Annotated in this window: 23 protein-coding genes; 19 read left to right on the forward strand and 4 right to left on the reverse strand. The window is 73.9% G+C overall.

Going from position 1 to position 21,658, the window contains the following annotated elements; translation table 11 throughout:
• Positions 1-32: 32 nt before the first annotated feature.
• Together ACQP26_RS11980 and ACQP26_RS11985 are read right to left on the reverse strand one after the other, a co-directional pair.
• On the reverse strand, positions 33-1,328 hold the full coding sequence (locus ACQP26_RS11980; protein ID WP_433495738.1) for an MFS transporter: 1,296 nt from the start codon (positions 1,326-1,328) through the stop codon (positions 33-35).
• The gene (locus ACQP26_RS11985; RefSeq protein ID WP_433495739.1) at positions 1,325-1,897 is read right to left on the reverse strand and encodes a winged helix-turn-helix domain-containing protein; all 573 of its coding nucleotides are present in this window, start codon (positions 1,895-1,897) and stop codon (positions 1,325-1,327) included. The genes ACQP26_RS11980 and ACQP26_RS11985 overlap by 4 nt, the downstream gene beginning before the upstream one ends.
• Before the next feature lie 77 nt (positions 1,898-1,974).
• Between ACQP26_RS11985 and ACQP26_RS11990 the strand changes: the two genes are divergently transcribed.
• The 19 genes from ACQP26_RS11990 (at position 1,975) to argH (ending at position 20,396) form a co-directional block, all read left to right on the forward strand.
• Entirely contained in the window at positions 1,975-2,667 is a 693-nt protein-coding gene (locus ACQP26_RS11990; RefSeq protein WP_433495740.1) for an alpha/beta fold hydrolase, read from the forward strand.
• A 64-nt stretch (positions 2,668-2,731) separates the two neighbouring features.
• Complete coding sequence (locus ACQP26_RS11995) at positions 2,732-2,995, forward strand: phosphoribosyl-ATP diphosphatase (RefSeq protein WP_013285536.1); 264 nt, start codon at positions 2,732-2,734, stop codon at positions 2,993-2,995.
• 43 nt (positions 2,996-3,038) lie between these two features.
• The gene (gene hisG, locus ACQP26_RS12000; RefSeq protein WP_281578309.1) at positions 3,039-3,884 is read left to right on the forward strand and encodes an ATP phosphoribosyltransferase; all 846 of its coding nucleotides are present in this window, start codon (positions 3,039-3,041) and stop codon (positions 3,882-3,884) included.
• Positions 3,881-4,843, forward strand: coding sequence for a DMT family transporter (locus tag ACQP26_RS12005; RefSeq protein WP_269700452.1), 963 nt, complete (start codon positions 3,881-3,883; stop codon positions 4,841-4,843). Before hisG ends, ACQP26_RS12005 begins: the two co-directional genes overlap by 4 nt.
• Positions 4,840-5,313 carry a PH domain-containing protein gene (locus ACQP26_RS12010; protein ID WP_269700450.1) on the forward strand — a complete coding sequence of 158 codons (474 nt, stop codon included), beginning with the start codon at positions 4,840-4,842 and terminating at the stop codon, positions 5,311-5,313. The genes ACQP26_RS12005 and ACQP26_RS12010 overlap by 4 nt, the downstream gene beginning before the upstream one ends.
• A 325-nt stretch (positions 5,314-5,638) precedes the next feature.
• Positions 5,639-6,286, forward strand: a complete 648-nt coding sequence (gene infC, locus ACQP26_RS12015; RefSeq protein WP_013285540.1) for a translation initiation factor IF-3 — start codon at positions 5,639-5,641, stop codon at positions 6,284-6,286.
• Positions 6,287-6,305: 19 nt separating this feature from the next.
• Positions 6,306-6,500, forward strand: a complete 195-nt coding sequence (gene rpmI / locus ACQP26_RS12020; RefSeq protein WP_026267805.1) for a 50S ribosomal protein L35 — start codon at positions 6,306-6,308, stop codon at positions 6,498-6,500.
• 32 nt (positions 6,501-6,532) lie between these two features.
• Complete coding sequence (gene rplT, locus ACQP26_RS12025) at positions 6,533-6,925, forward strand: 50S ribosomal protein L20 (protein WP_043324928.1); 393 nt, start codon at positions 6,533-6,535, stop codon at positions 6,923-6,925.
• Positions 6,926-6,957: 32 nt separating this feature from the next.
• Positions 6,958-7,842 carry a TrmH family RNA methyltransferase gene (locus ACQP26_RS12030; protein WP_269700448.1) on the forward strand — a complete coding sequence of 295 codons (885 nt, stop codon included), beginning with the start codon at positions 6,958-6,960 and terminating at the stop codon, positions 7,840-7,842.
• 168 nt (positions 7,843-8,010) lie between these two features.
• Positions 8,011-9,072 (forward strand): phenylalanine--tRNA ligase subunit alpha, encoded by a 1,062-nt coding sequence (gene pheS / locus ACQP26_RS12035; protein WP_047892351.1) that lies wholly within the window; start codon positions 8,011-8,013, stop codon positions 9,070-9,072.
• A 26-nt stretch (positions 9,073-9,098) separates the two neighbouring features.
• On the forward strand, positions 9,099-11,696 hold the full coding sequence (locus ACQP26_RS12040) for a phenylalanine--tRNA ligase subunit beta (RefSeq protein ID WP_433495741.1): 2,598 nt from the start codon (positions 9,099-9,101) through the stop codon (positions 11,694-11,696).
• 172 nt (positions 11,697-11,868) lie between these two features.
• On the forward strand, positions 11,869-12,870 hold the full coding sequence (gene argC / locus ACQP26_RS12045; protein WP_433495742.1) for an N-acetyl-gamma-glutamyl-phosphate reductase: 1,002 nt from the start codon (positions 11,869-11,871) through the stop codon (positions 12,868-12,870).
• A complete protein-coding gene (gene argJ, locus ACQP26_RS12050) occupies positions 12,867-14,039 on the forward strand; it encodes a bifunctional glutamate N-acetyltransferase/amino-acid acetyltransferase ArgJ (RefSeq protein WP_433495743.1) in 1,173 nt (390 codons plus the stop codon). Before argC ends, argJ begins: the two co-directional genes overlap by 4 nt.
• Positions 14,040-14,155: 116 nt before the next feature.
• Positions 14,156-15,043 (forward strand): acetylglutamate kinase, encoded by an 888-nt coding sequence (gene argB, locus ACQP26_RS12055; RefSeq protein ID WP_433495744.1) that lies wholly within the window; start codon positions 14,156-14,158, stop codon positions 15,041-15,043.
• Positions 15,040-16,284, forward strand: a complete 1,245-nt coding sequence (locus tag ACQP26_RS12060; protein WP_433495745.1) for an acetylornithine transaminase — start codon at positions 15,040-15,042, stop codon at positions 16,282-16,284. Before argB ends, ACQP26_RS12060 begins: the two co-directional genes overlap by 4 nt.
• Entirely contained in the window at positions 16,281-17,207 is a 927-nt protein-coding gene (gene argF, locus ACQP26_RS12065; protein WP_433495746.1) for an ornithine carbamoyltransferase, read from the forward strand. The genes ACQP26_RS12060 and argF overlap by 4 nt, the downstream gene beginning before the upstream one ends.
• The gene (locus tag ACQP26_RS12070) at positions 17,204-17,716 is read left to right on the forward strand and encodes an arginine repressor (RefSeq protein ID WP_120570478.1); all 513 of its coding nucleotides are present in this window, start codon (positions 17,204-17,206) and stop codon (positions 17,714-17,716) included. The genes argF and ACQP26_RS12070 overlap by 4 nt, the downstream gene beginning before the upstream one ends.
• A complete protein-coding gene (locus ACQP26_RS12075) occupies positions 17,713-18,918 on the forward strand; it encodes an argininosuccinate synthase (RefSeq protein ID WP_433495747.1) in 1,206 nt (401 codons plus the stop codon). The genes ACQP26_RS12070 and ACQP26_RS12075 overlap by 4 nt, the downstream gene beginning before the upstream one ends.
• A gap of 14 nt (positions 18,919-18,932) precedes the next feature.
• The gene (argH, locus tag ACQP26_RS12080) at positions 18,933-20,396 is read left to right on the forward strand and encodes an argininosuccinate lyase (protein ID WP_433496131.1); all 1,464 of its coding nucleotides are present in this window, start codon (positions 18,933-18,935) and stop codon (positions 20,394-20,396) included.
• Positions 20,397-20,786: 390 nt separating this feature from the next.
• Here the strand turns inward: argH and ACQP26_RS12085 are convergent, their stop codons facing one another.
• Together ACQP26_RS12085 and ACQP26_RS12090 are read right to left on the reverse strand one after the other, a co-directional pair.
• Positions 20,787-21,140 (reverse strand): MmcQ/YjbR family DNA-binding protein, encoded by a 354-nt coding sequence (locus ACQP26_RS12085; protein ID WP_269700433.1) that lies wholly within the window; start codon positions 21,138-21,140, stop codon positions 20,787-20,789.
• 64 nt (positions 21,141-21,204) lie between these two features.
• Positions 21,205-21,630 carry a hypothetical protein gene (locus ACQP26_RS12090; RefSeq protein WP_036343457.1) on the reverse strand — a complete coding sequence of 142 codons (426 nt, stop codon included), beginning with the start codon at positions 21,628-21,630 and terminating at the stop codon, positions 21,205-21,207.
• Positions 21,631-21,658 lie beyond the last annotated feature (28 nt).

The following is a 21,658-nucleotide window of genomic DNA, read 5'->3' on the forward strand; positions in this document are numbered from 1 at the left end:
GGGGACAAAAGGGACGGCGTTTGCCGGCAACTTCATGATCGACGCGCGGCGGGACGCTGTCTACCGCCGGGCGGGAGCGCGGGGGAGGTGCGTCCGAGGAGGGGTGGCGCCACCGGGGTGGTGAGGCGGCGGCCGGTGATCAGGTAGCCGGCGGTGGCGGTCAGCACGATCCCGATCGCGCCGTAGAGCAGCCGGTAGTCGACGAGGCCGACCATCAGGGCGCCCGCGCCGATCGCCGCCGCCTGGGGGCCGCTGGCCACCGCGTCCAGCGCGGCCGAGGCCCGTCCGAGCAGATCCGGCGCGGTACGCCGCTGCATCAGCGTCATGATCGCCACCATGGCGACCGGCAGGCCCAGCCCGATCAGGACGCTCGCTGCCACGGCCAGCCCGAGGGCCGGCCGGGTCAGTGCCACGCTGGCCAGCGCGACGCAGGACACGGCGAGCGCCATCGCGCCCAGCTCGCCGAGACGGCGGACCAGTGCCGCCGAGGCGACGCCGCCGACCAGACCGCCGACACCCTGCAACGACACCAGCACACCGAGGAAGGCGGGCTCCCGCCCGAGCCCCTGGTCGACGTACGCGAACCAGAGCGTCTCGCCGAATCCCAGGCCGACCGACGCGGCCACGGTCGCCACCAGGGCGCGACGCAGCGCGGGCTCGCCGACCAGGTGGCGGATGCCGGCGACCAGTTCGCCGCGTCCGCCGTGGGCCGTGCCCGCCGGGCCCGGGCTCTGGTGCGCGTGTCCGCCGCCGTCCTCCTCGACCGGCGCCGGTCGCAGCCCCAGCCCGGCCACCGCGGCCAGGATGAAGCCGACGGCGCAGGCACCGGCCAGCGCCGGGCCGCCGAGCAACACGAACAGGCCGGCGCCGAGCAGCGGGCCGGCCAGCCGAAGCCCCTGCTTGACCGTCTGCGTCGCGCCGTTCGCGTCGGGTAGCAGCGTGCCGGGGACCAGTTCCTGCACGAGCGCGGTGACCGTCGCGCCCAGCGCGAGATAGGACAGGCCGTATCCGGCGGCGACCGTGTAGACCACCCAAAGCCGGCTGTCGTCGTGCACGGTGAGCAGCGGCAGCAGCAGTACGGCGGTGCCGGCGTTGAGCAGCACGAACAGCCTCCGCCGGGGCACCCGGTCGACCACCCAGCCGACCAGCGGCGCGAGCACCATCGGCGCGGTCAGGGCGACGAAGGTGGCACCGGCCAGCCCGTCCGAGCCGGTCAGTTGCTTCACCCACACCGCGAGCGCCAGCAGCAGCACCGACTCGGCGACCATGCTCACGGTCAGCGCGAGGAAGAACAGCCGGAAGTCCGGCCGGCGCAGCAGGGCCCTCACCGCTCCACCTCCGGTACGCCCCACGCCATCAGGCGCACCGGGCGGGATCCGGGTGGCCGGGCGGTCGGATCCTCCAGCCGGTCGAGGTGGCGGGCGAACAGCGCCCGGAGCTCGTCCCGGAGCCCGGCCAGTTCCTCAGCCGTGTACCAGCCGATGAACTGGTTGAAGAAGCCCGCGTCCCGCCATTCGGCGGGCTCCTGCCGGCGGGCCGCCATCCAGTCCCAGAGCTTGCGGTACTCCAGGTCGAGCAGCACCCGGGCGGCGGCGTCGCCGGCCCGGGCCAGTTCGGGGCTCTCGTCGCCGTCGCCCCATCGGTGCCCGTCGGTGACCATCCGCCAGGGGCGCTGCCGGCCGGTCCCTCCGCCCGCCTCAGCGACGAAGCCGTACTTGGCGAGCTGGCGCAGGTGCCAGGAGCAGTTGGCCGGGCTCTCGTCGACCCGCTCGGCCACCTCGGTGGCGGTCAGCGGCCCGTACAGGCCGACGGCGTTGAGGATGCGCAGGCGCAGGGGGTGGGCGAACGCGCGGAGCGTCTCCACGTCGGTGATCTCGCGAGGGCGTTGCTCGGTCATATCGAAAGACTACTTTGAAAAGGAGACTTTCGAAAGAACCGCTTCGAACGAATTCCGCGTTGTGGTTGACTGCTGCGGTGACGGAGATCGGGTACGCGGACCTGCCGGGGCTGCGGATGGCGTACCGGATCTGGGGCCCGGCCGACGGCCGCCCGCTCGTGGCACTGCACGGCGGCACGGGATCGGGGGAGAGCTGGGCCGCGCTCGCGGCGGCGCTCGGCGCCACCACCCGCACGTACGCCCCCGACCTGCGCGGCTACGGCGCCACCGGGCCGGCCTCGGCGTACTCGCTGGAGCTGGTCCGCGACGATGTGCGAGGTCTGCTCGACGCGCTGGCGCTGACCCGGGTCGTGGTGCTGGGCCACTCCTCGGGGGCCGCGGCGGCCCATCTGTTCGCCCGGGCGTATCCGGGCCGGGTGGCGGCGCTGGTGCTCGTCGAACCGCCGCCACCGGTGCCGCTCGGCCTTCGGCTGCCGTCCCGGCCGGACGGGCCGCTGCCCTATGACTGGGCTGCCCGGCAGGCGGTCGTCGCCGAACTCAACGCCCCGCCTCCCGCGTGGTGGCAGGAGTTGACCGAGATCACCGCGCCCACCCTGGTGGTGGCCGGTGGTCCCGCCAGCCACCTGCCGCAGCACGAGCTGGCGCGGATGGCGGCCCGGATCCCCGCTGCCCGCCTGGTGACAGTCGAGGCCGGTCACGCGGTGCCGACCGCGCGCCCCGCCGGGCTCGCCACCGCGGTACGGGACTTCCTCGCCGCGCTGCCCGGGTGAGCCGGACGACGCGGGTGGACCCGGTGGGCGCGCTCACCCGGGGCGGCTGGAAGAATCGCCTTCCGTGAAGACGTTCGAGGAGTTGTTCGCCGAGCTGCAGGCCAAGGCCGCCGCCGGCACCCCGGGCTCGGGCACCGTGGAGGCGCTCGCCAAGGGCGTGCACTTCATCGGCAAGAAGGTCGTCGAGGAGGCGGCCGAGTCGTGGATGGCCGCCGAGCACGAGGGCCCGGAGCGGGCCGCCGAGGAGATCTCCCAGCTGCTCTACCAGGCGCAGGTGCTGATGCTCGCCACCGGCCTGGAACTGAAGGACGTCTACCGACATCTCTGAGTGCCCGTCCGCTGATCATCCGATCGAACGAAGGAGCACTCCCATGCTGCGTGTCGCAGTACCCAACAAGGGCGCCCTGGCCGAGAAGGCCGCCGGGATGCTGCGCGAGGCGGGCTACCGCCAGCGCACCGACCCGAAGGACCTGGTCTGCCGGGACGAGCCCAACGACATCGAGTTCTTCTACCTGCGCCCCAAGGACATCGCCACCTACGTCGGCTCCGGCGACCTGGACGTCGGCATCACCGGCCGCGACCTGCTGATCGACTCCGGCGCGCCGGCCGAGGAGATCCTCGACCTCGACTTCGCGCGGGCCACGTTCCGGTTCGCCGCCCGGCCCGACGACGTGGCCACGGTCCAGCAGCTCGGCGGGCACCGGATCGCCACCGCGTACCCCGGTCTGGTCGAGCGGCACCTGGCCGAGACGGGAGTCAAGGCCGACGTGATCCGCCTGGACGGCGCGGTGGAGAACGCCATCCGCCTCGGCGTGGCCGACGTGATCGCCGACGTGGTGGAGACCGGCGCGACGCTGCGCCAGGCCGGCCTGGTGGTCTTCGGCGAGCCGCTGCTGCGCTCCTCGGCGGTGCTGGTCCGCCGCGCCGGCGCGCCCGGCGGCCCCCAGCAGGAGCAGTTGCTGCGCCGCCTGCACGGCGTGCTCGTCGCCCGCCGGTACGTGATGCTCGCCTACGACGTACCGGCCGGCCTGCTGGACCGGGCCAGCTCGCTGACCCCCGGCATCGAGTCGCCGACCGTCTCGCCGCTGCACCGGGAGGGCTGGGTCGCGGTGCAGGCGATGGTGCTCCGCGACGACGTGCACCGGATCATGGACGAGCTGTACGAGCTCGGCGCCCGCGCGATCCTGGTCACCAACATCCACGCCTGCCGGCTGTGAGGCCGCTGCCGCTTCCGGCCGCGCTCGCCGTGGTCGTGGCCGGTGGCGTGGCCTCGGCCGCCCAGGGCGCGGTCAACGCCGAGATGGGGGAGCGGACCGGCGCCCCGGTCCTCGGCGCGGTCGTCAACAACCTCGGCGGCTGCCTGCTGGTGCTGGCCGGAGTCGTGGCGCTGCCGTCGATGCGTGCCGGGCTGGCCGGGCTGCGCCGCTCCGGGCTGCCCTGGTGGGCGTACCTGGGCGGGGTGGGCGGCGCGGTGATCGTGCTGGTCGCGCCGGTGGTGGTGCCGGTGCTCGGGGTGGCGGTGTTCACGATCGCCCAGGTGGCCGGCGGCAGCCTCGGCGGCCTGGCGGTGGACCGGGCCGGGCTGGCCGCGACCGGGCGGATGCCGCTCACAGTGCCCCGGGTCGGCGGTGCGGTGCTCGGCGTCGGCGCTGTCGCGCTCGCGCAGCTCGGCCGCCCGGTCGGTGACCTGGCGGTCGGGCTGGTGCTGCTCTGCGTCCTGGGCGGGCTGGCGGTGGCGACGCAGTCCGCGCTCAACGGCCGCGTCGCCGCCACCGTGGGCCCGGCCGCCGGGCTCGCCGTCAACTTCGCGGTCAGCACCGTGGTGATCGGCGCGGTGGCGGCGCTGACCGGCGCGCTCGCGAGCCAGCCCCGCTGGCCCGGCCAGTGGTGGCTCTACGTCGGCGGCCTGCTCGGCGTCGGCATCGTGCTCTCGCTGCTGGTCGGGGTACGCGCCGCCGGGGTGCTGCGCACCGGCCTGGCGCTGGTGGCCGGGCAGCTCGGCGGCGCGCTGCTGCTGGACCTGGTCCTGCCCGGTGGGCCCGGTGTCCGGCTGCCGGTGCTGGCCGGCGCCCTGCTCACGCTGCTCGCCGTGGTGGTCACCGGGCTGGGCCGGCGCGGCCCGGACCGTGTGGCGGCCGAAGGCGCGCGCGAACCGGATGGCAGACTGGTCGGGTGAGCGATTCCGTGGTGACCGTGCGACCCCGCCGCATCCGGGTCGTCTGCTGGGTGTCGGCCGTCACGCTGGTCGTGGTGTTCAGCCTCGTCGCGACGTCGCTGACCGGCGCCACCGGCAACGGCTACGGCACGTTCCAGCGCGGCGACCAGTTCGCCATGATCGGCCTGGGCGTCTTCGGCGCGCTCGGCTTCCTGCTGTTCACCCGCCCGCGCGTGATCGCCGACGCCAAGGGCGTCCGGGTGCGCAACGTGATCAGCTCGTACGAGCTGCCCTGGGAGGTGATCCGGGGGGTCCGGTTCGACCGGGGCGCCCCGTGGGCCAGCCTGGAGCTGCACGACGACGACCTGCTGCCGATGGTCGCGTTGCAGGCCGCCGACAAGGAGAGCGCGGTCGAGGCGGTCCGCGCCCTGCGCCGCCTGCACCAGGCGCACCTGGCGGCGCTGTCCGCCGGCCAGTCGGCACCCCGCTGACCAGGGAGCCCGGTTTGGGCGGGCCTGGGCCGAGGGTGTAGTGTTGCGGAGTCGACCAGACTGCCCCCGTCCCTGACGCGCGGGCGGTCGTGAAGCGGAGCGCCCGCTCCCACCCGAGTCGCCGCCACGGTGGCCGGGTCCGGTCCCCGGTTTCGGGCATGTCCCGACGCCGGATGCGCGATCCTGTGATCGTGCCGACCGGTCGAGTGGGCCCTGGCATACGCCGGGGCCTTCTGCTTTCCGGGTCGGCTCCCACCCGGGAGCCCACGGAGTCGGCACCGTAGGAGACTCGACTCGAGGAGGCCCCATCAGCGTCGAACCACGCGTGAACGAGCAGATCCGGGCACGTGAGGTCCGACTGGTCGGTCCTGAGGGTGAGCAGGTGGGCATCGTCCCGCTGGAGCGCGCCCTGCAGCTGGCCGCGGACGTCGACCTGGACCTGGTCGAGGTTGCGCCGATGGCGCGCCCGCCGGTGTGCAAGCTCATGGACTTCGGCAAGTTCAAGTACGAGAGCGCACTGAAGGCGCGCGAAGCGCGGCGTAACCAGCAGCAGACCGTCATCAAGGAGATGAAGCTCCGGCCGAAGATCGACCCGCACGACTACGAGACCAAGAAGGGTCACGTGGTGCGGTTCCTCAAGGCCGGCGACAAGGTCAAGGTGACGATCATGTTCCGCGGTCGGGAGCAGAGCCGCCCGGAGCTGGGTTACCGGCTCCTGCGCCGGCTCGAGTCCGAGATCACGGACCTTGGATACGTCGAGGCCGCGCCGAAGCAGGACGGCCGAAACATGATCATGGTTCTCGCTCCGCACCGGGCCGTCAAGGCCTCCGCGGTCGCCGCCACGGCGTCCCGCGGTGGACCGCGTGACCGGGCAGCGGAGGAACCGGCCGCTCCGGCCGGCGAGACCCCGGCGGCCGGCGAGACCGCAGCAGCCGGTGAGACCGGCACGACCGCTGAGACCAGCGGCCAGTAACAGGGGAGAAGACGTTCCAATGCCGAAGATGAAGAGCCACACGGGTATGGGCAAGCGGGTCAAGGTGACCGGCAAGGGCAAGATCGTTGCCCAGCAGGCCGGCCTTCGCCACAACCTGGAGAAGAAGCCCAGCACCCAGACCCGTCGGCTGACCGGCACCGTCGAGCTGGCCAAGGCCGACGTCAAGCGCATCAAGAAGCTGCTCGGCCGCTGACGCGAGCCACCTGAACCGAAGAAGGAGTTGAGATGGCACGCGTCAAGCGGGCTGTGAACGCCCAGAAGAAGCGTCGTACCCTGCTGGAGACCGCGAGCGGCTACCGCGGTCAGCGCTCCCGGCTGTACCGCAAGGCCAAGGAGCAGGTGCTGCACTCGATGCAGTACTCCTACCGGGACCGTCGCGACCGCAAGGGCGACTTCCGGCAGCTCTGGATCCAGCGGATCAACGCCGGCGCCCGGGCCAACGGCCTGACCTACAACCGGCTGATCCAGGGCCTGCGCCTGGCCGGCATCGAGGTCGACCGGAAGATCCTGGCCGACATGGCCGTCAACGACGCCGCCTCGTTCGCGGCGATCGTCGAGCTGGCCCGCGCCGCCGTGGCGGCCGAGGGCACCGGTGGCGCCGCGGCTCAGGCCGCCTGACCCACCCTGTACGGCAGATCGAGGCGTCTCCCATGCAGTCACATTCGCAGGGGAGGCGTCTCGACGCCGTTCCCGGACCGTTCACCCCGCGTACCCCGAGGATCGTGGCCGCCCGGCGGCTGCAGCGCCGTCGCGACCGCGACCAGGCCGGCCGGTTCCTGGCCGAGGGGCCGCAGGCGGTCCGGGAGGCGCTCGCCCGCACCGGCACCGTGGTCGAGCTGTTCGGCACCCCGGCGGCACTCGACAGGTACGCCGACCTCGCGGCCGCCGCCGCCCGGGCCGACGTGCCGGTCTCCGAGGTGACCGACGACGCGCTGGCCGCGCTGGCCGAGACCGTCGCCCCGCAGGGCCTGGTGGCGGTGTGCCGCCACCTCGACGTACCCCTGGAGCAGGCCGTGGCGCGCGGGCCGCGACTGGTCGCGGTGCTCGCCGGGATCCGCGACCCGGGCAACGCCGGTACGGTGCTGCGCACCGCCGACGCGGCGGGCGCGGGCGCCGTGGTCTTCGCGGGCGAGGCGGTCGACCCCTACAACGGCAAGTGCGTGCGGGCCTCCGCCGGCAGCCTCTTCCACGTCGACGTGGTGCGCGCCGCCGACCCGCTCGCCGCAGTCGAGGCGCTGCGGGCCGCCGGCCTCACCGTCTTCGCCACCACCGGGTACGGCGACAGCGACCTGGACGACCTCGCCGACGCCGGACGGCTGGCCGCACCCACCGCGTGGCTGTTCGGCTCGGAGGCGCACGGCCTGCCCGAGGAGCTGACCGACGCCGCCGACGCCCGGGTCCGGGTGCCGCTGCACGGGCGCGCGGAGAGTCTCAATCTGGCTGCGGCGGCGGCGGTCTGCCTGTATTCTTCCGCGAGAGCACTGCGTCGGCCCACGGTCACGCACGACACAGCAGGGGAGTCCGCCTCGTCATGAACGCGCCACGGCGTTCGTTTAGCCAGCCCGCCGGTGTCGGCGGGCGGCGGGCCTGACCCTTCCCCCTGCACGACTCCCCACCGGCGGGCTGCGGCGAAGCCGCGCGTCCGTAGACTCGCCTAGCCACCCGTGAGGGTCGGCGCCGCCGTGAGGGAGTGCCCGTTCACCATGAGCTACCGCAACGATCCGTACGACCCGAAGCAGGTCGCCCTGCTCGACCCGGACGCCCTGGCCGGGGCCGTGGCCGACGCCGAGAAGGCGTTCGCCGGGGCCGCCGACCCGGACGCGCTCACCGCGCTGCGCCCCGCGCACCTCGGTGACCGGTCCCCGGTGTCGCTGGCCCGCCGGGAGATCGGCGCGCTGCCGCCGGCCGCGAAGGCCGACGCCGGCAAGCGGGTCAACGAGGCCCGCCGGGCGATCGAGTCCGCGTACGCCGCCCGGCAGGAGATCCTGGACCGGGAACGGGCCGCGCGGGTGCTGGTCGAGGAGCGGGTCGACGTGACCCTGCCGTACGACCGCCGGCCGCGCGGCGCCCGCCACCCGCTCAGTGTGCTGATGGAGCAGATCAGCGATCTGTTCATCGGCATGGGCTACGAGGTGGCCGAGGGCCCCGAGGTCGAGCTGGAGTGGACCAACTTCGACGCGCTGAACATCCCGGCCGACCACCCGGCGCGCGGTCTGATGGACACGTTCCACATCGCACCCGAGGGCAGTGGCCTGGTGCTGCGCACGCACACGTCGCCGGTGCAGGCGCGCACCATGCTCAGCCGCAAGCCGCCGATCTACGTGGTGGTGCCGGGCCGGGTCTACCGCACCGACGAGCTGGACGCCACCCACGCGCCGGTCTTCCACCAGGTCGAGGGTCTGGTGGTGGACAAGGGCATCACCATGGCGCACCTGCGCGGCACGCTCGACCACTTCGCCCGGGCCATGTTCGGCGAGGGCGCGAAGACGCGCTGGCGGCCGCACTACTTCCCGTTCACCGAGCCGTCGGCGGAGTTCGACGTCTGGTTCCCGGAGCACCGGGACGGTCCGCAGTGGGTCGAGTGGGGCGGCTGCGGCATGGTCAACCCGCGGGTGCTGCGCGCCTGCGGCATCGACCCGGAGGTCTACTCCGGATTCGCGTTCGGCATGGGCATCGACCGGACCGTGATGGTCCGGCACGGCGTCAGTGACATGCGGGACATGGCCGAGGGCGACGTGCGGTTCACCCGCGCGTTCGGCGCCTGAGCTACGGGAACGGTGGTTTAACAGTCATGCGAGTCTCTGTCAGTTGGCTGCGGGAGTACGTGGACCTCCCGGTCGACCTGCCCACCGGTGACCTGGAGCAGGCGCTGGTCGACCTCGGCATCGAGGTCGAGTCCGTCGTGGACCTGCGCGAGTCGGTCACCGGCCCGCTCGCCGTCGGCGAGGTCCTGGAGATCGAGGAGCTGACCGGCTTCAAGAAGCCGATCCGCTTCTGCCGGGTGGACGTCGGCGCCGCGAACGGCACCGGCGAGCCGCAGGAGATCGTCTGCGGGGCGCGCAACTTCGCCGTGGGCGACAAGGTCGTGGTGATCCTCCCCGGCGGGGTGCTGCCCGGCGGGTTCGCCATCGGCGCGCGCAAGACGTACGGGCGCAACTCCCACGGCATGATCTGCTCCGCGCAGGAGCTGGGCCTCGGCGACGACCACTCGGGCATCGTCGTGCTGCCCGAGGACGTCAAGGCCCAGCCCGGCGACGACGCCCGGCCCGTCGTCGGCCTGGACGACGTCGTGGTCGAGATGGAGATCACCCCGGACCGCGGGTACGCGCTGAGCGTGCGCGGCATCGCCCGGGAGCTGTCGCACGCGCTCGGCGTGCCGTTCCGCGACCCGGCCGACGCGCCCGCGCCCGGCGCGACCGCCGAGCCGGCGTACCCGGTGGAGGTCCGCGACCCGGTCGGCTGCGACCGGTTCGCGGCGCGGATGGTGCGCGGCGTCGACCCGACCGTGGAGACGCCCGGCTGGATGCGGCAGCGCCTCACCGTGGCCGGGGTGCGCAGCATCTCGCTCGCCGTCGACATCACCAACTACCTGATGCTCGAACTCGGCCAGCCGATGCACGCCTTCGACGCGGACCGGATCGCCGGGACGCTCGTGGTGCGCCGCGCCGAGGCGGGGGAGAAGCTGACCACGCTGGACGGGGTGAACCGCACGCTGTCCGCCGAGGACCTGGTCATCTGCGACGCTGGGCTGCCCAACGCCCTCGCAGGCGAGGACGCCGGCGTTCCGATCTCGCTCGCCGCGGTGATGGGCGGCGAGACCAGCGAGGTGCTCTCCTCCACCACGAACGTGCTGTTCGAGGCGGCGCACTGGGATCCGGCCACCGTCGGCCGTACCGCGCGGCGGCACAAGCTGTTCAGCGAGGCCGCGAAGCGGTGGGAACGGGGCGTGGACCCGGCGCTGCCGCTCGTCGCGCTGGAGAAGGCGGTCCGGCTGCTCACCGACCTCGCCGGCGGCACCGCGGGCGCCGAGGTGCTCGACATCGACCACGTCGCGCCGCGTACGCCGGTGACGCTGCCGGTGGACCTGCCGTCGCGCCGGGTCGGCGTGACCTACTCGCCGGACCGGGTGGTGGAGCTGCTGGAGCAGGTCGGCTGCACCGTCACCCGCGGCGCCGACCGGCTCGCCGAGGACCCGGGCAGCGTCGGCACGACCACCGGTGGCGGTTCCGCCGCCGGGGGTGGCGAGGTGCTGACCGTGACGCCGCCGAGCTGGCGGCCCGACCTGACCGACCCGGCCGACCTGGTGGAGGAGGTGGTACGCCTCGACGGCTACGACCGGGTGCCGTCGGTGCTGCCCACCGCGCCGCCGGGCCGGGGCCTGACCTGGCAGCAGCAGCGCCGCCGGGCCGTCGCCCGTTCCCTCGCCGAGCGCGGCTACGTCGAGGTGCTGGCGCAGCCGTTCGTCGCGCCGGAGCTGGTCGACCAGCTCGGCCTGCCCGCCGACGACCCGCGCCGCCCCGCGGTACGGCTGGCGAACCCGCTGTCGGAGGAGGAGCCGCTGCTGCGCACCACGCTGCTCGGCCCGCTGCTCGGCATCGTCAGGCGCAACGTCGGCCGGGGCCAGCGGGACGTGGCGATCTACGAGATCGGCACCGTCTTCCACCCGCGTCCCGGCGCCGGCGCCCCGCCCGCCATGGGCGTGGACCGGCGGCCCACCGACGAGGAGTTCGCCGCCGCCGACGCGGTGGTGCCCGCCCAGCCGCGGCACGTCGCGGTCGCGCTCACCGGTGAGATCGAACCGGCCGGCTGGTGGGGCGCGGGCCGCACGGCCGGCTGGGCGGACGCGATCGAGGCGGGCCGGGCGGTGCTCGACGCCGCCGGAATCCCCGCCGACCGGGTGACGGTACGGGCCGGGGAGCGCGCGCCCTGGCACCCGGGCCGCTGCGCCGAACTGGTGGTGGACGACGTGGTCGTCGGCCACGCCGGTGAGCTGCACCCGGCCGTGCTGGCGGCACTGGAGCTGCCCCGGCGTACCAGCGCCATGGAACTGGACCTGGACGCGCTGCCCGCCGCACCGCTGGCGACCGGACCGACCATCTCCACGTTCCCGCCGGCCCTGATCGACGTGGCGCTGGTGGTGGACGACTCGGTGCCGGCGGCCGACGTGCGGGCGGCGCTGGTCGAGGGCGCCGGCGCGCTGCTGGAGGACGTCCGGCTGTTCGACGTCTACACCTCCGAGCAGCTCGGTGCGGGACGCAAGTCGCTGGCGTACAAGCTGACGTTTCGCGCCCCGGACCGGACCCTCGCGGGCGAGGAGGCGGTGGCCGCGCGGGACGCGGCGGTCGCTGTCGCCGCCGAGCGTTTCGGCGCCACCCTGCGCGGCGCATGAAAGGAGGGGCCCCCTCTTAACGCCTCCGGTAGAGGAGGGGGCCCCTCTTAACACGCCCGCCCACACGAGCCGCTGGTGAACGTCATTTCATGGCTATGCAACGCGCCGTATGACCTTGCGGTGGCACGGCCCCGGCGGGTAACCTCCTCTGCATAGTCATGCGGAGGTGGGTATGGGCATTCGGGTTGCTGTTGCCGGGGCGAGTGGGTACGCCGGGGGCGAACTGCTGCGCCTGCTCGCCGGTCACCCCGAGTTCGAGCTGATCGCCGCCACCGCGCACAGCCAGGCCGGTCAGCCCGTCACCGTCGTACACCCGCACCTCGCGGGCCTGGACCTGGTGTTCGCCGCGACCGAACCGGCGACCCTGGCCGACGCGGACCTGGTCTTCCTGGCCCTGCCGCACGGGCAGTCCGCGGCGCTCGCCGCGACGCTGCCCGATTCGGTGAAGGTGGTCGACCTCGGCGCGGACCACCGGCTGCGCGACGCCGCCGCCTGGTCCCGCTACTACGGCGGTGAGCACGCCGGCACCTGGACCTACGGGCTGCCCGAGCTGCCCGGCCGACGGGCCGAGATCGCCGCCGCGACGCGGGTCGCCAGCACCGGCTGCTACGCCGTGGCGACCACGCTGGCGCTGGCCCCGCTGGTCGCGGCCGGCGCGGTACGCCCCGACGACGTGGTGGTGGTCGCCGCCTCCGGCACCTCCGGCGCGGGCCGGGCCGCCAAGGCCCACCTGCTCGGCAGCGAGGTGATGGGCGACCTGACCCCCTACAAGGTGGGCGCGCACCAGCACGTGCCGGAGATCAAGCAGGCCACCGGCGCGACCGGCCTGTCCTTCACCCCGGTGCTCGCGCCGATGCCCCGGGGCATCCTGGCCACCGTCACCGCCGTGCCCACCGGCGACGCCGACCCGCGCGCGGTGCTGGCCGCCGCGTACGCCGACGAACCGTTCGTGCACGTGCTGCCCGAGGGCGCCTGGCCGCACACCGCCGCCACCGCCGGCTCGAACTCCTGCCACCTCCAGGCGACGGTGGACGTCGACTCGGGCCGGGTGATCGTGGTCAGCGCGATCGACAACCTGGGCAAGGGCGCGGCCGGTCAGGCCGTGCAGAACGCCAACCTGATGGTGGGTCTCCCGGAGACCACCGGACTGTCCGTGTTTGGAGTGGCCCCGTGAGCGTCACCGTCCCCCGTGGGTTCCGCGCCGCAGGTGTCGCGGCCGGCCTGAAGTCCGCCGGCGCCGCCGACGTCGCCCTCGTGATCAACGACGGTCCGGACGCCGGTGTCGCGGGCGTCTTCACCGCCAACCGGGTCAAGGCCGCGCCGGTGCTGTGGAGCCAGCAGGTCGTGCACGGCGGCGTCGTACGTGCCGTGGTGCTCAACTCCGGCGGCGCGAACGCCTGCACCGGACCGGCCGGCTTCCAGGACACCCACGCCACCGCCGAGCACACCGCCGCCGCGATCACCGCGGCGAACGCGCGGCTGATTGTCGGCGCCGGCGAGGTGGCGGTCTGCTCGACCGGCCTGATCGGCGAGCGGCTGCCGATGGACAAGCTTCTTCCCGGCGTACGCGACGCGGTGCGCGGCCTGTCCCGCGACGGCGGCCCGGCCGCCGCCGAGGCGATCATGACCACCGACACGCGGCCCAAGACGACGGTGGCCCAGGGTACGGGCTGGACCGTCGGCGGGATGGCCAAGGGCGCCGGCATGCTCGCCCCGGCCATGGCCACCATGCTCTGCGTGCTCACCACCGACGCGGTGGCCGGGCCGGACGCCCTGGACGCCGCGCTGCGCGCCGCCACCCGGATCACGTTCGACCGGATCGACTCCGACGGCTGCATGTCCACCAACGACACGGTGCTGCTGCTGGCCAGCGGCGCCTCCGGCATCGAGCCGACCGCGGCCGAGCTGACCGCCGCGGTCACCGCCGCCTGCCACGATCTGGCCCAGCAGCTCCTGGCCGACGCCGAGGGCGCGACCAAGGAGGTCGCGATCGAGGTGGTCGGCGCGGCGAGCGAGGACGACGCGGTGGAGGTGGGCCGCACGGTGGCCCGCAACAACCTGGTGAAGACCGCGCTGTTCGGCAACGACCCGAACTGGGGCCGGATCCTCGCCGCGGTCGGCACCACCGCCGCCGTGTTCGAACCGGACGGCGTGGACGTCGCGGTGAACGGCATCTGGGTGTGCCGGGGCGGCGCCGCCGCCGAGGACCGCGCCAAGGTGGACCTCACCGGCCGCGGCGTCACCGTCCGGATCGATCTGCACGCCGGTGCCGACGCCGCCACCATCTGGACCAACGACCTGTCCCACGCGTACGTCCACGAGAACTCGGCCTATTCGACGTGAGCGCGAGGAACGCAGCGAAGCGGAGTCCCGCAGTCGCGAACGAAAGGCGGGCTCGGTGAGCGCGAGGAACGTAGCGAAGCGGAGTCCCGCAGTCGCGAACGAAAGGCGGGCTCAGCATGAATCTCTCCGCTGACCTCACCCGGGCCCAGGCCAAGGCCGCCACGCTGATCGAGGCGCTGCCCTGGCTGGCCCGTTTCTCCGGCGCCACCGTCGTGGTCAAGTACGGCGGCAACGCCATGGTCGACCCCGAACTGCAGCGCGCCTTCGCCGCCGACATGGTGTTCCTGCGCTACGCCGGCCTCAAGCCGGTCGTGGTGCACGGCGGCGGTCCGCAGATCTCCGCCATGCTCGGCCGCCTGGGCATCGCCAGCGAGTTCCGGGGCGGCCTGCGGGTCACCACCCCGGAGGCGATGGACGTGGTCCGGATGGTCCTGGTCGGTCAGGTCGGCCGTGAGCTGGTCGGGCTGATCAACGCGCACGGCCCGTACGCGGTCGGACTCTCCGGTGAGGACGCCGGGCTGTTCACCGCGGTGCGCCGCCCCGCGTACGTGGACGGGGAACCGGTCGACGTGGGCCAGGTGGGCGACGTGGAGTCGGTGAACATCTCGGCGGTCACCGACCTGATCGCCGCCGGCCGGATCCCGGTCATCTCGACAGTCGCGCCGGACGCCGACGGGGTGCTGCACAACCTCAACGCGGACACCGCCGCCGCCGCGCTCGCGGTGGCGCTGGACGCCCGCAAGCTGGTCGTGCTGACCGACGTGCCGGGCCTGTACGCGAACTGGCCCGACACGTCCAGCCTGGTCAGCGAGATCACCGCGGACGACCTGGCGAAGCTGCTGCCGTCCCTGGAGTCGGGCATGGTCCCGAAGATGGAGGCCTGCCTGCGGGCGGTGCGCGGGGGAGTGCCCGCCGCGCACGTCGTCGACGGCCGGGTCGCCCACTCCACGCTGCTGGAAGTGTTCACGTCGGAGGGCTTCGGAACCATGGTGATCGACTCATGAGCACGCTGCTGCAGCGGTGGAACGCCACCATGATGGACAACTACGGCACGCCGCCGCTGGCGCTCGTCTCCGGCTCCGGCGCCGTCGTGGTCGACGAGGCCGGCCGGGAGTACGTCGACCTGCTCGGCGGCATCGCCGTCAACGCGCTCGGCCACGCCCACCCGGCGGTGGTGGCCGCCGTCAGCAAGCAGGTCGCGACGCTCGGGCACGTGTCGAACCTGTTCGTCGCCGAGCCACCGGTGGCGCTGGCCGAGCTGCTCCTCGCGCTGGCCGGCCGCCCGGGCCGGGTGTTCTTCGCCAACTCGGGCGCGGAGGCCAACGAGGCGGCGTTCAAGCTGTCCCGGCTCACCGGCCGCCGGCACGTGGTCGCCACCCACGGCGGATTCCACGGCCGGACCATGGGCGCGCTGGCGCTGACCGGGCAGCCGGCGAAGGCCGACCCGTTCCGCCCGCTGCCCGGCGACGTGACCCACGTGCCGTTCGGCGACGCCGACGCGCTGGCCGAGGCGGTCACCGACGACACCGCCATGCTGATCATCGAGCCGATCCAGGGCGAGAACGGCGTGGTCGTCCCGCCGCCCGGCTACCTGGCCGCGGCCCGGCGGATCACCGCCGCGCACGGCGCGCTCCTGGTGCTGGACGAGGTGCAGACCGGCGTCGGCCGGACCGGCCACTGGTTCGCCCACCAGGCCGAGGGCGTCGAGCCGGACGTCATCACGCTCGCCAAGGGTCTCGGCGGCGGGCTGCCGCTGGGCGCCTGCCTGGCCTTCGGCCGGGCCGCCGACCTGCTCACCCCCGGCTCGCACGGCACCACGTTCGGCGGCAACCCGGTCAGCTGCGCCGCCGCGCTCGCCGTCGTCTCCACGATCGCCCACGAGGGCCTGCTCGACCACGTCAAGCGGATCGGCGAGCGGCTGCGGCGCGGCGTCGAGGCGCTCGGGCATCCGCTGGTCCGCGAGGTACGCGGCGCCGGGCTGCTGCTGGGCGTCGTGCTTGACCAGCCGGTCTCCGCCGCTGCCGCGGCCGCGCTGCGCGAGACGGGTTTCCTGGTCAACCCGGTGCAGCCGGACGTGGTCCGGCTCGCCCCGCCGCTGATCCTCACCGCCGCCCAGGCCGACGCGTTCCTCGCCGCCCTGCCGGCCGCGCTGTCCGCCGCCGCGCCGCCCCCTTCCACCGGCGCCGCAGCGCCCGCCGCCGACGCCGCGTCCGACGCCACGACCCCGACGGAGGCTCCCGCATGATCCGCCACTTCCTGCGCGACGACGACCTCACGCCCGCCGAGCAGGCCGCCGTGCTCGATCTCGCCGCCCGGATGAAGGCCGACCGGTACGGGCACCAGCCGCTGGCCGGGCCGAAGTCGGTGGCGGTGCTGTTCGACAAGCAGAGCCTGCGCACCCGGATCTCGTTCGACGTGGGCATCGCCGAACTGGGCGGGCACCCGCTCGTGGTGGACACCCAGGTCACCCACTTCGGCCGGGGCGAGACGCTCGCCGACGCCGGCCGGGTGCTGTCCCGCTACGTCGCCGCGATCGTCCTGCGCACCCACGGCGACGACCGGATCGCCGAGGTCGCCGAGCACGCGACAGTGCCGGTCGTAAACGCGCTCACCGACACGTACCACCCCTGCCAGCTGCTGGCCGACCTGCTCACCGTGCGGGAGCGCTTCGGCGGCACCGCCGGGCGGATCCTCACGTACGTGGGCGACGCGGCGAACAACATGGCCCACTCGTACCTGCTGGCCGGCGCGACCGCCGGGATGCACGTGCGGATCGCCGGGCCGGGCGGGTTCCAGCCGGACCCGGAGATCGTGGCCCGCGCCGAGAAGATCGCCGCCACCACCGGCGGCTCGGTCCAGGTGCTCACCGACCCGGCCGCGGCGGTACGCGGCGCGCACGTCGTCGCCACCGACACGTGGACGTCGATGGGGCAGGAGTCCGACGGGCTGGACCGGATCACCCCGTTCCTGCCGTACCAGGTCAACGACGCGCTGCTCGGCCACGCCGACGCCGACGTGATCGTGCTGCACTGCCTGCCCGCCCACCGGGGCGAGGAGATCACCGACGAGGCGCTCGACGGCCCGCACAGCGCGGTGTTCGACCAGGCGGAGAATCGGCTGCACGCCCAGAAGGCGCTGCTGACGTTTCTCCTGGAGGAATCCGCATGACCGCTCCGCTGACCCGCGCCGCGCGGCACGCCCGCATCGTCGAGCTGATCCGCGACACCCCGATCCACTCGCAGACCGAGCTGGCCGACCTGCTCGCCGGGGACGGCATCCAGGTCACCCAGGCCACGCTGTCGCGCGACCTGAAGGAACTGGGGGCGGTGACCGCGCGCGGCGGTGACGGGCGGGGCGTCTACCTGATCCCGGAGGACGGGCACCGGCCGCTGCGCGACGCCGAGGGAGCGCCGGCCCGGCTGGTCCGGCTGCTGCGTGAGCTGCTCAACGGCGTCGACTCCAGCGGCAACATCGCGGTGCTGCGCACCCCGCCGGGCGCCGCGCAGTACCTCGCCAGCGCGCTGGACCGGGCCGGCCTGACCGAGATCGTCGGCACCATCGCCGGCGACGACACCATCCTCGTCGTGGCCCGTGAGGCCGACGGCGGCGCAGCGCTGGGCGAGCGGCTCGCCGCCTGGGCGCGCCGCGACGACACCGCCGAAGGGGGCACCTCGTGACCGAGCGGGTCGTGCTGGCGTACTCCGGGGGCCTGGACACCTCGGTCGCCATCCCGTACCTGGCCGAACGGACCGGCGCGGAGGTGATCGCGGTAGCTGTCGACGTCGGCCAGGGCGGCGAGGACATGGCCGTGATCCGGCAGCGCGCGCTCGACTGCGGCGCCGTCGAGGCCGAGGTGGTCGACGCCCGCGACGAGTTCGCCGCCGACTACTGCCTGCCGGCGATCCGGGCCAACGCCCTCTACATGGACCGCTACCCCCTGGTGTCCGCGCTGTCCCGGCCGCTGATCGTCAAGCACCTGGTCGCGGCGGCGCGCGCCCACGGCGGCACGATCGTGTCGCACGGCTGCACCGGCAAGGGCAACGACCAGGTCCGCTTCGAGGTCGGCCTGGGCGCGCTCGCGCCGGACCTGACGGTCGTCGCGCCGGCCCGGGACTTCGCCTGGACCCGGGACAAGGCGATCGCGTACGCCGAGGAGAAGGGGCTGCCGATCGACGTGTCGGCGAAGTCGCCGTACTCGATCGACCAGAACCTGTGGGGCCGGGCCGTGGAGACCGGCTTCCTGGAGGACATCTGGAACGCCCCGGTCGAGGACCTCTACGCGTACACCGAGGACCCGGCGTCGGAACGCGACCCGGACGACGTGGTGATCACGTTCGACGGCGGCGTCCCGGTCGCGATCGACGGCGAGACGGTCACCCCGTACCAGGCGATCCGGGAGCTGAACCGGCGCGCCGGGGCGCACGGCGTGGGCCGGCTCGACATGGTCGAGGACCGGCTGGTCGGCATCAAGAGCCGCGAGGTGTACGAGGCGCCCGGCGCGCTCGCCCTGATCACCGCCCACCAGGAGCTGGAGGCGGTGACCGTCGAGCGGGACCTGGCCCGGTTCAAGCGCGGCGTCGACCAGCGCTGGGGCGAGCTCGTCTACGACGGGCTCTGGTTCTCGCCGCTGAAGCGGTCGCTGGACGCGTTCATCGACGACGCGCAGCGGCACGTCACCGGCGAGGTACGCCTGCGGCTGCACGGCGGCCGGGCGGTGGTCACCGGCCGGCGCTCCGAGGCGAGCCTCTACGACTTCGGCCTTGCCACCTACGACACCGGCGACACGTTCGACCAGTCGCTGGCGAAGGGATTCGTACGACTGTGGGGACTGCCCAGCACGATGGCCGCGCAACGGGACGCCCGGATGGGAGGGGCCTGATGGGGGGCACCACAATGGGTGGGGTGGACGACAAGAGCCTGACCGAGAACAGCGCCCCCGCCAACCGGACGAGCCTCTGGGGTGGCCGGTTCGCCGGCGGTCCCGCCGAGGCGCTCGCGCGGCTGTCGGTGAGCGTCCAGTTCGACTGGCGTCTCGCCCCGTACGACATCGCCGGTTCCCGCGCGCACGCCCGGGTCCTCGCCGGCGCCGGCCTGCTCGACCCGGACGAACTGGGCCGGATGCTCGCGGCGCTGGACGACCTGGAAGCGGCGTGCGCCTCCGGCGCGTTCCGCCCGACCGTGGACGACGAGGACGTGCACACCGCGCTGGAACGCGGCCTGCTGGAGCGCCTCGGCAGCCTCGGCGGCAAGCTGCGCGCCGGCCGGTCCCGCAACGACCAGGTCGCCACCGACCTGCGGCTCTACCTGCGCGACCACGCCCGCGGCGTGGCCGCCCGGCTGGTCGAGCTGGCCGAGGCCCTCGTCGAGCAGGCGGAGCGCCACGTGGACACCGCCGCGCCGGGCATGACGCACCTGCAGCACGCCCAGCCGGTGACGTTCGGGCACTGGCTGCTGGCCCACGTGCAGCCGCTGCTGCGCGACCTGGAGCGGATGCGCGACTGGGACGAGCGGACCGCGATCAGCCCGCTCGGCGCGGGCGCACTGGCCGGCTCGGGGCTGCCGCTGGACCCGGTGGCGGTCGCCAAGGAGCTGGGTTTCCGCACCTCGTTCGCCAACTCGATGGACGCGGTCGCGGACCGCGACTTCGTGGCCGAGTTCCTGTTCGTCACCGCGATGATCGGCGTGCACCTGTCCCGCCTCGGCGAGGAGGTGGTGCTCTGGACGTCGCAGGAGTTCGGCTGGGTCGAGCTGGACGACGCCTTCGCCACCGGCTCGTCGATCATGCCGCAGAAGAAGAACGCGGACATCGCCGAGCTGGCCCGGGGCAAGTCCGGCCGGCTGGTCGGCGGCCTGATGAGCGTGCTCACCATGCTCAAGGGCCTGCCCATGACGTACGACCGGGACATGCAGGAGGACAAGGAGCCGGCGTTCGACGCGGTCGACACGCTGGAACTGCTGCTGCCCGCGCTGGCCGGGATGATCTCCACGATGACGGTCCGGGTGGACCGTCTGGTGGCCAGCGCGCCGTCGGGCTTCTCGCTGGCCACCGAGGTCGCCGACTGGCTGGTCCGGCGCAACGTGCCGTTCCGCGACGCGCACGAGATCACCGGCAAGCTGGTGGCGCTCTGCGCCGCCCGCGAGTGCGCGCTGGATGAGGTGTCCGACGCCGACCTCGCCGCGGTGAGCGAGCACCTGGACCCGTCGGTGCGCGACGTGCTCTCGGTGCGCTCGGCGCTGGCCGCCCGCATCACGCCCGGCTCCACCGGCCCCGGCCCGGTGGCCGACCAGCTCGCCGCCGCGGCGGACAAGCTGGCCGGCTGGCGGGAGTGGGCCGCCGAGCGGGTCGTCCCCCGCTGACCTGCGCGGCTGGTTCGGGGCAGGGCGCGCTCCGTCCCGGACCAGCCCCGCGCCCCGCCCGCGCTCCGTCCCGGACCAGCCCCGCGCCCCGCCCGCGCTCCGTCCCGGACCAGCCCCGCGCCCCGCCCGCGCCGCGCCGCGCCCCGCGAGATCTTGGTAGGAAATGGCCCCTATAGGGGCGCATAGCTTCCAAGATCTACAACGGTCCTGCCTTGTGGAACACGGATCCCGCTTAGCGGGACCTGGGCTTCGGTCTCGGAGTTCGAATCTCCGCCGCTCGGGGCGGCTCTCGCTGGTGCCCCGGATCTGGCGCACACTCAGCGTCGCTAGCCGGTCTGCGCGAGTTCGTCCAGCCAGCCCAGGCTGCCGGTGCTCCTCCGCGTTCTCCGATCAGCCGGTGGGGCGCTCGCGTTTCGGGAGCTTGGCCACCACCGCGTCGTACGACCCGTCGACCGCCTCGATCAGCTCGTCGTCGGGGATGCCGGCGGAGAGCCGCAGCGTGTTCCAGCCCGACCGGCCGATGTAGGGGGAGGGGCGCGCGTCGGCTGGGAACCGGTGCAGCCACTCGTCGGCCACCTCCCGGGACGCTCCGCACTTCACCCCGACCCGTGCCTCACCCTCGGGCGAGCCGAGGAACGCGAAGATCCGGCTGCCCACCTTCACCACCTCGTCGCCCTCCCACGGCCGGTCGAGCCAGGCTCCGGGCTTGGCCAGGCAGTAGGCCAGCATCTCCTCGCGCGTCATCGCGTCCTCCCGTGCCGTCGTCCGGCACAGTCTCGCCTGCCCCTGTGACAGTGCGCGCCGCCGGTCAGTCGCCGGTGCCGGTGCGGACGGTGAGCCGCTCGTAGCGCTGCCGGGCCGCCTGGGCGCTGCCCAGCCCCAGCCCGAAGGCGATCGCCTGCCAGGTCATCCCCCGCCCGCGGGCCACCTGCAACAGGCCGGCCTCCAGCGCGTCCACCTCGGAGCGTACGTGCGGGATCAGCGTCAGCGCGGCCATCAGGTCGGCCTGGTCGACGGGCTCCTCACCCTCGTCCAGCTCGGCGCCCCCGGCGAGCGCCATCACCAGCGTGGCTGCCTCGTAGGCGTCGGGCACGTCGGGGTGGGCGTACCGCCGGCGACGGGAGTTCGTGCCGGCGTGCCGCTCGGCGATCCGCAGCAGCGCCGCGTAGTTGCGGTGCGCCCGGGCCTGGGCAGCATCCGGAGCGGTGAACGGGTCGTTGTCCACGGTGACCATGCCGTCCATCCCACACCCAAGAATGACC

The organism is Micromonospora sp. CA-248089, from assembly GCF_050948515.1.
Lineage (GTDB): Bacteria > Actinomycetota > Actinomycetes > Mycobacteriales > Micromonosporaceae > Micromonospora.

Bases quoted from the DNA above. Each gene is read 5' to 3' on its own strand.
- ACQP26_RS11985 (WP_433495739.1), bottom strand. From the start codon at position 1,897: ATGACCGAGCAACGCCCTCGCGAGATCACCGACGTGGAGACGCTCCGC.
- hisG (WP_281578309.1), top strand. From the start codon at position 3,039: ATGCTGCGTGTCGCAGTACCCAACAAGGGCGCCCTGGCCGAGAAGGCC.
- rpmI (WP_026267805.1), top strand. From the start codon at position 6,306: ATGCCGAAGATGAAGAGCCACACGGGTATGGGCAAGCGGGTCAAGGTG.
- rplT (WP_043324928.1), top strand. From the start codon at position 6,533: ATGGCACGCGTCAAGCGGGCTGTGAACGCCCAGAAGAAGCGTCGTACC.
- ACQP26_RS12030 (WP_269700448.1), top strand. From the start codon at position 6,958: ATGCAGTCACATTCGCAGGGGAGGCGTCTCGACGCCGTTCCCGGACCG.
- pheS (WP_047892351.1), top strand. From the start codon at position 8,011: ATGAGCTACCGCAACGATCCGTACGACCCGAAGCAGGTCGCCCTGCTC.
- ACQP26_RS12040 (WP_433495741.1), top strand. From the start codon at position 9,099: ATGCGAGTCTCTGTCAGTTGGCTGCGGGAGTACGTGGACCTCCCGGTC.
- argC (WP_433495742.1), top strand. From the start codon at position 11,869: ATGGGCATTCGGGTTGCTGTTGCCGGGGCGAGTGGGTACGCCGGGGGC.
- argB (WP_433495744.1), top strand. From the start codon at position 14,156: ATGAATCTCTCCGCTGACCTCACCCGGGCCCAGGCCAAGGCCGCCACG.
- ACQP26_RS12060 (WP_433495745.1), top strand. From the start codon at position 15,040: ATGAGCACGCTGCTGCAGCGGTGGAACGCCACCATGATGGACAACTAC.
- argF (WP_433495746.1), top strand. From the start codon at position 16,281: ATGATCCGCCACTTCCTGCGCGACGACGACCTCACGCCCGCCGAGCAG.
- ACQP26_RS12070 (WP_120570478.1), top strand. From the start codon at position 17,204: ATGACCGCTCCGCTGACCCGCGCCGCGCGGCACGCCCGCATCGTCGAG.
- argH (WP_433496131.1), top strand. From the start codon at position 18,933: ATGGGTGGGGTGGACGACAAGAGCCTGACCGAGAACAGCGCCCCCGCC.
- ACQP26_RS12085 (WP_269700433.1), bottom strand. From the start codon at position 21,140: ATGACGCGCGAGGAGATGCTGGCCTACTGCCTGGCCAAGCCCGGAGCC.
- ACQP26_RS12090 (WP_036343457.1), bottom strand. From the start codon at position 21,630: ATGGTCACCGTGGACAACGACCCGTTCACCGCTCCGGATGCTGCCCAG.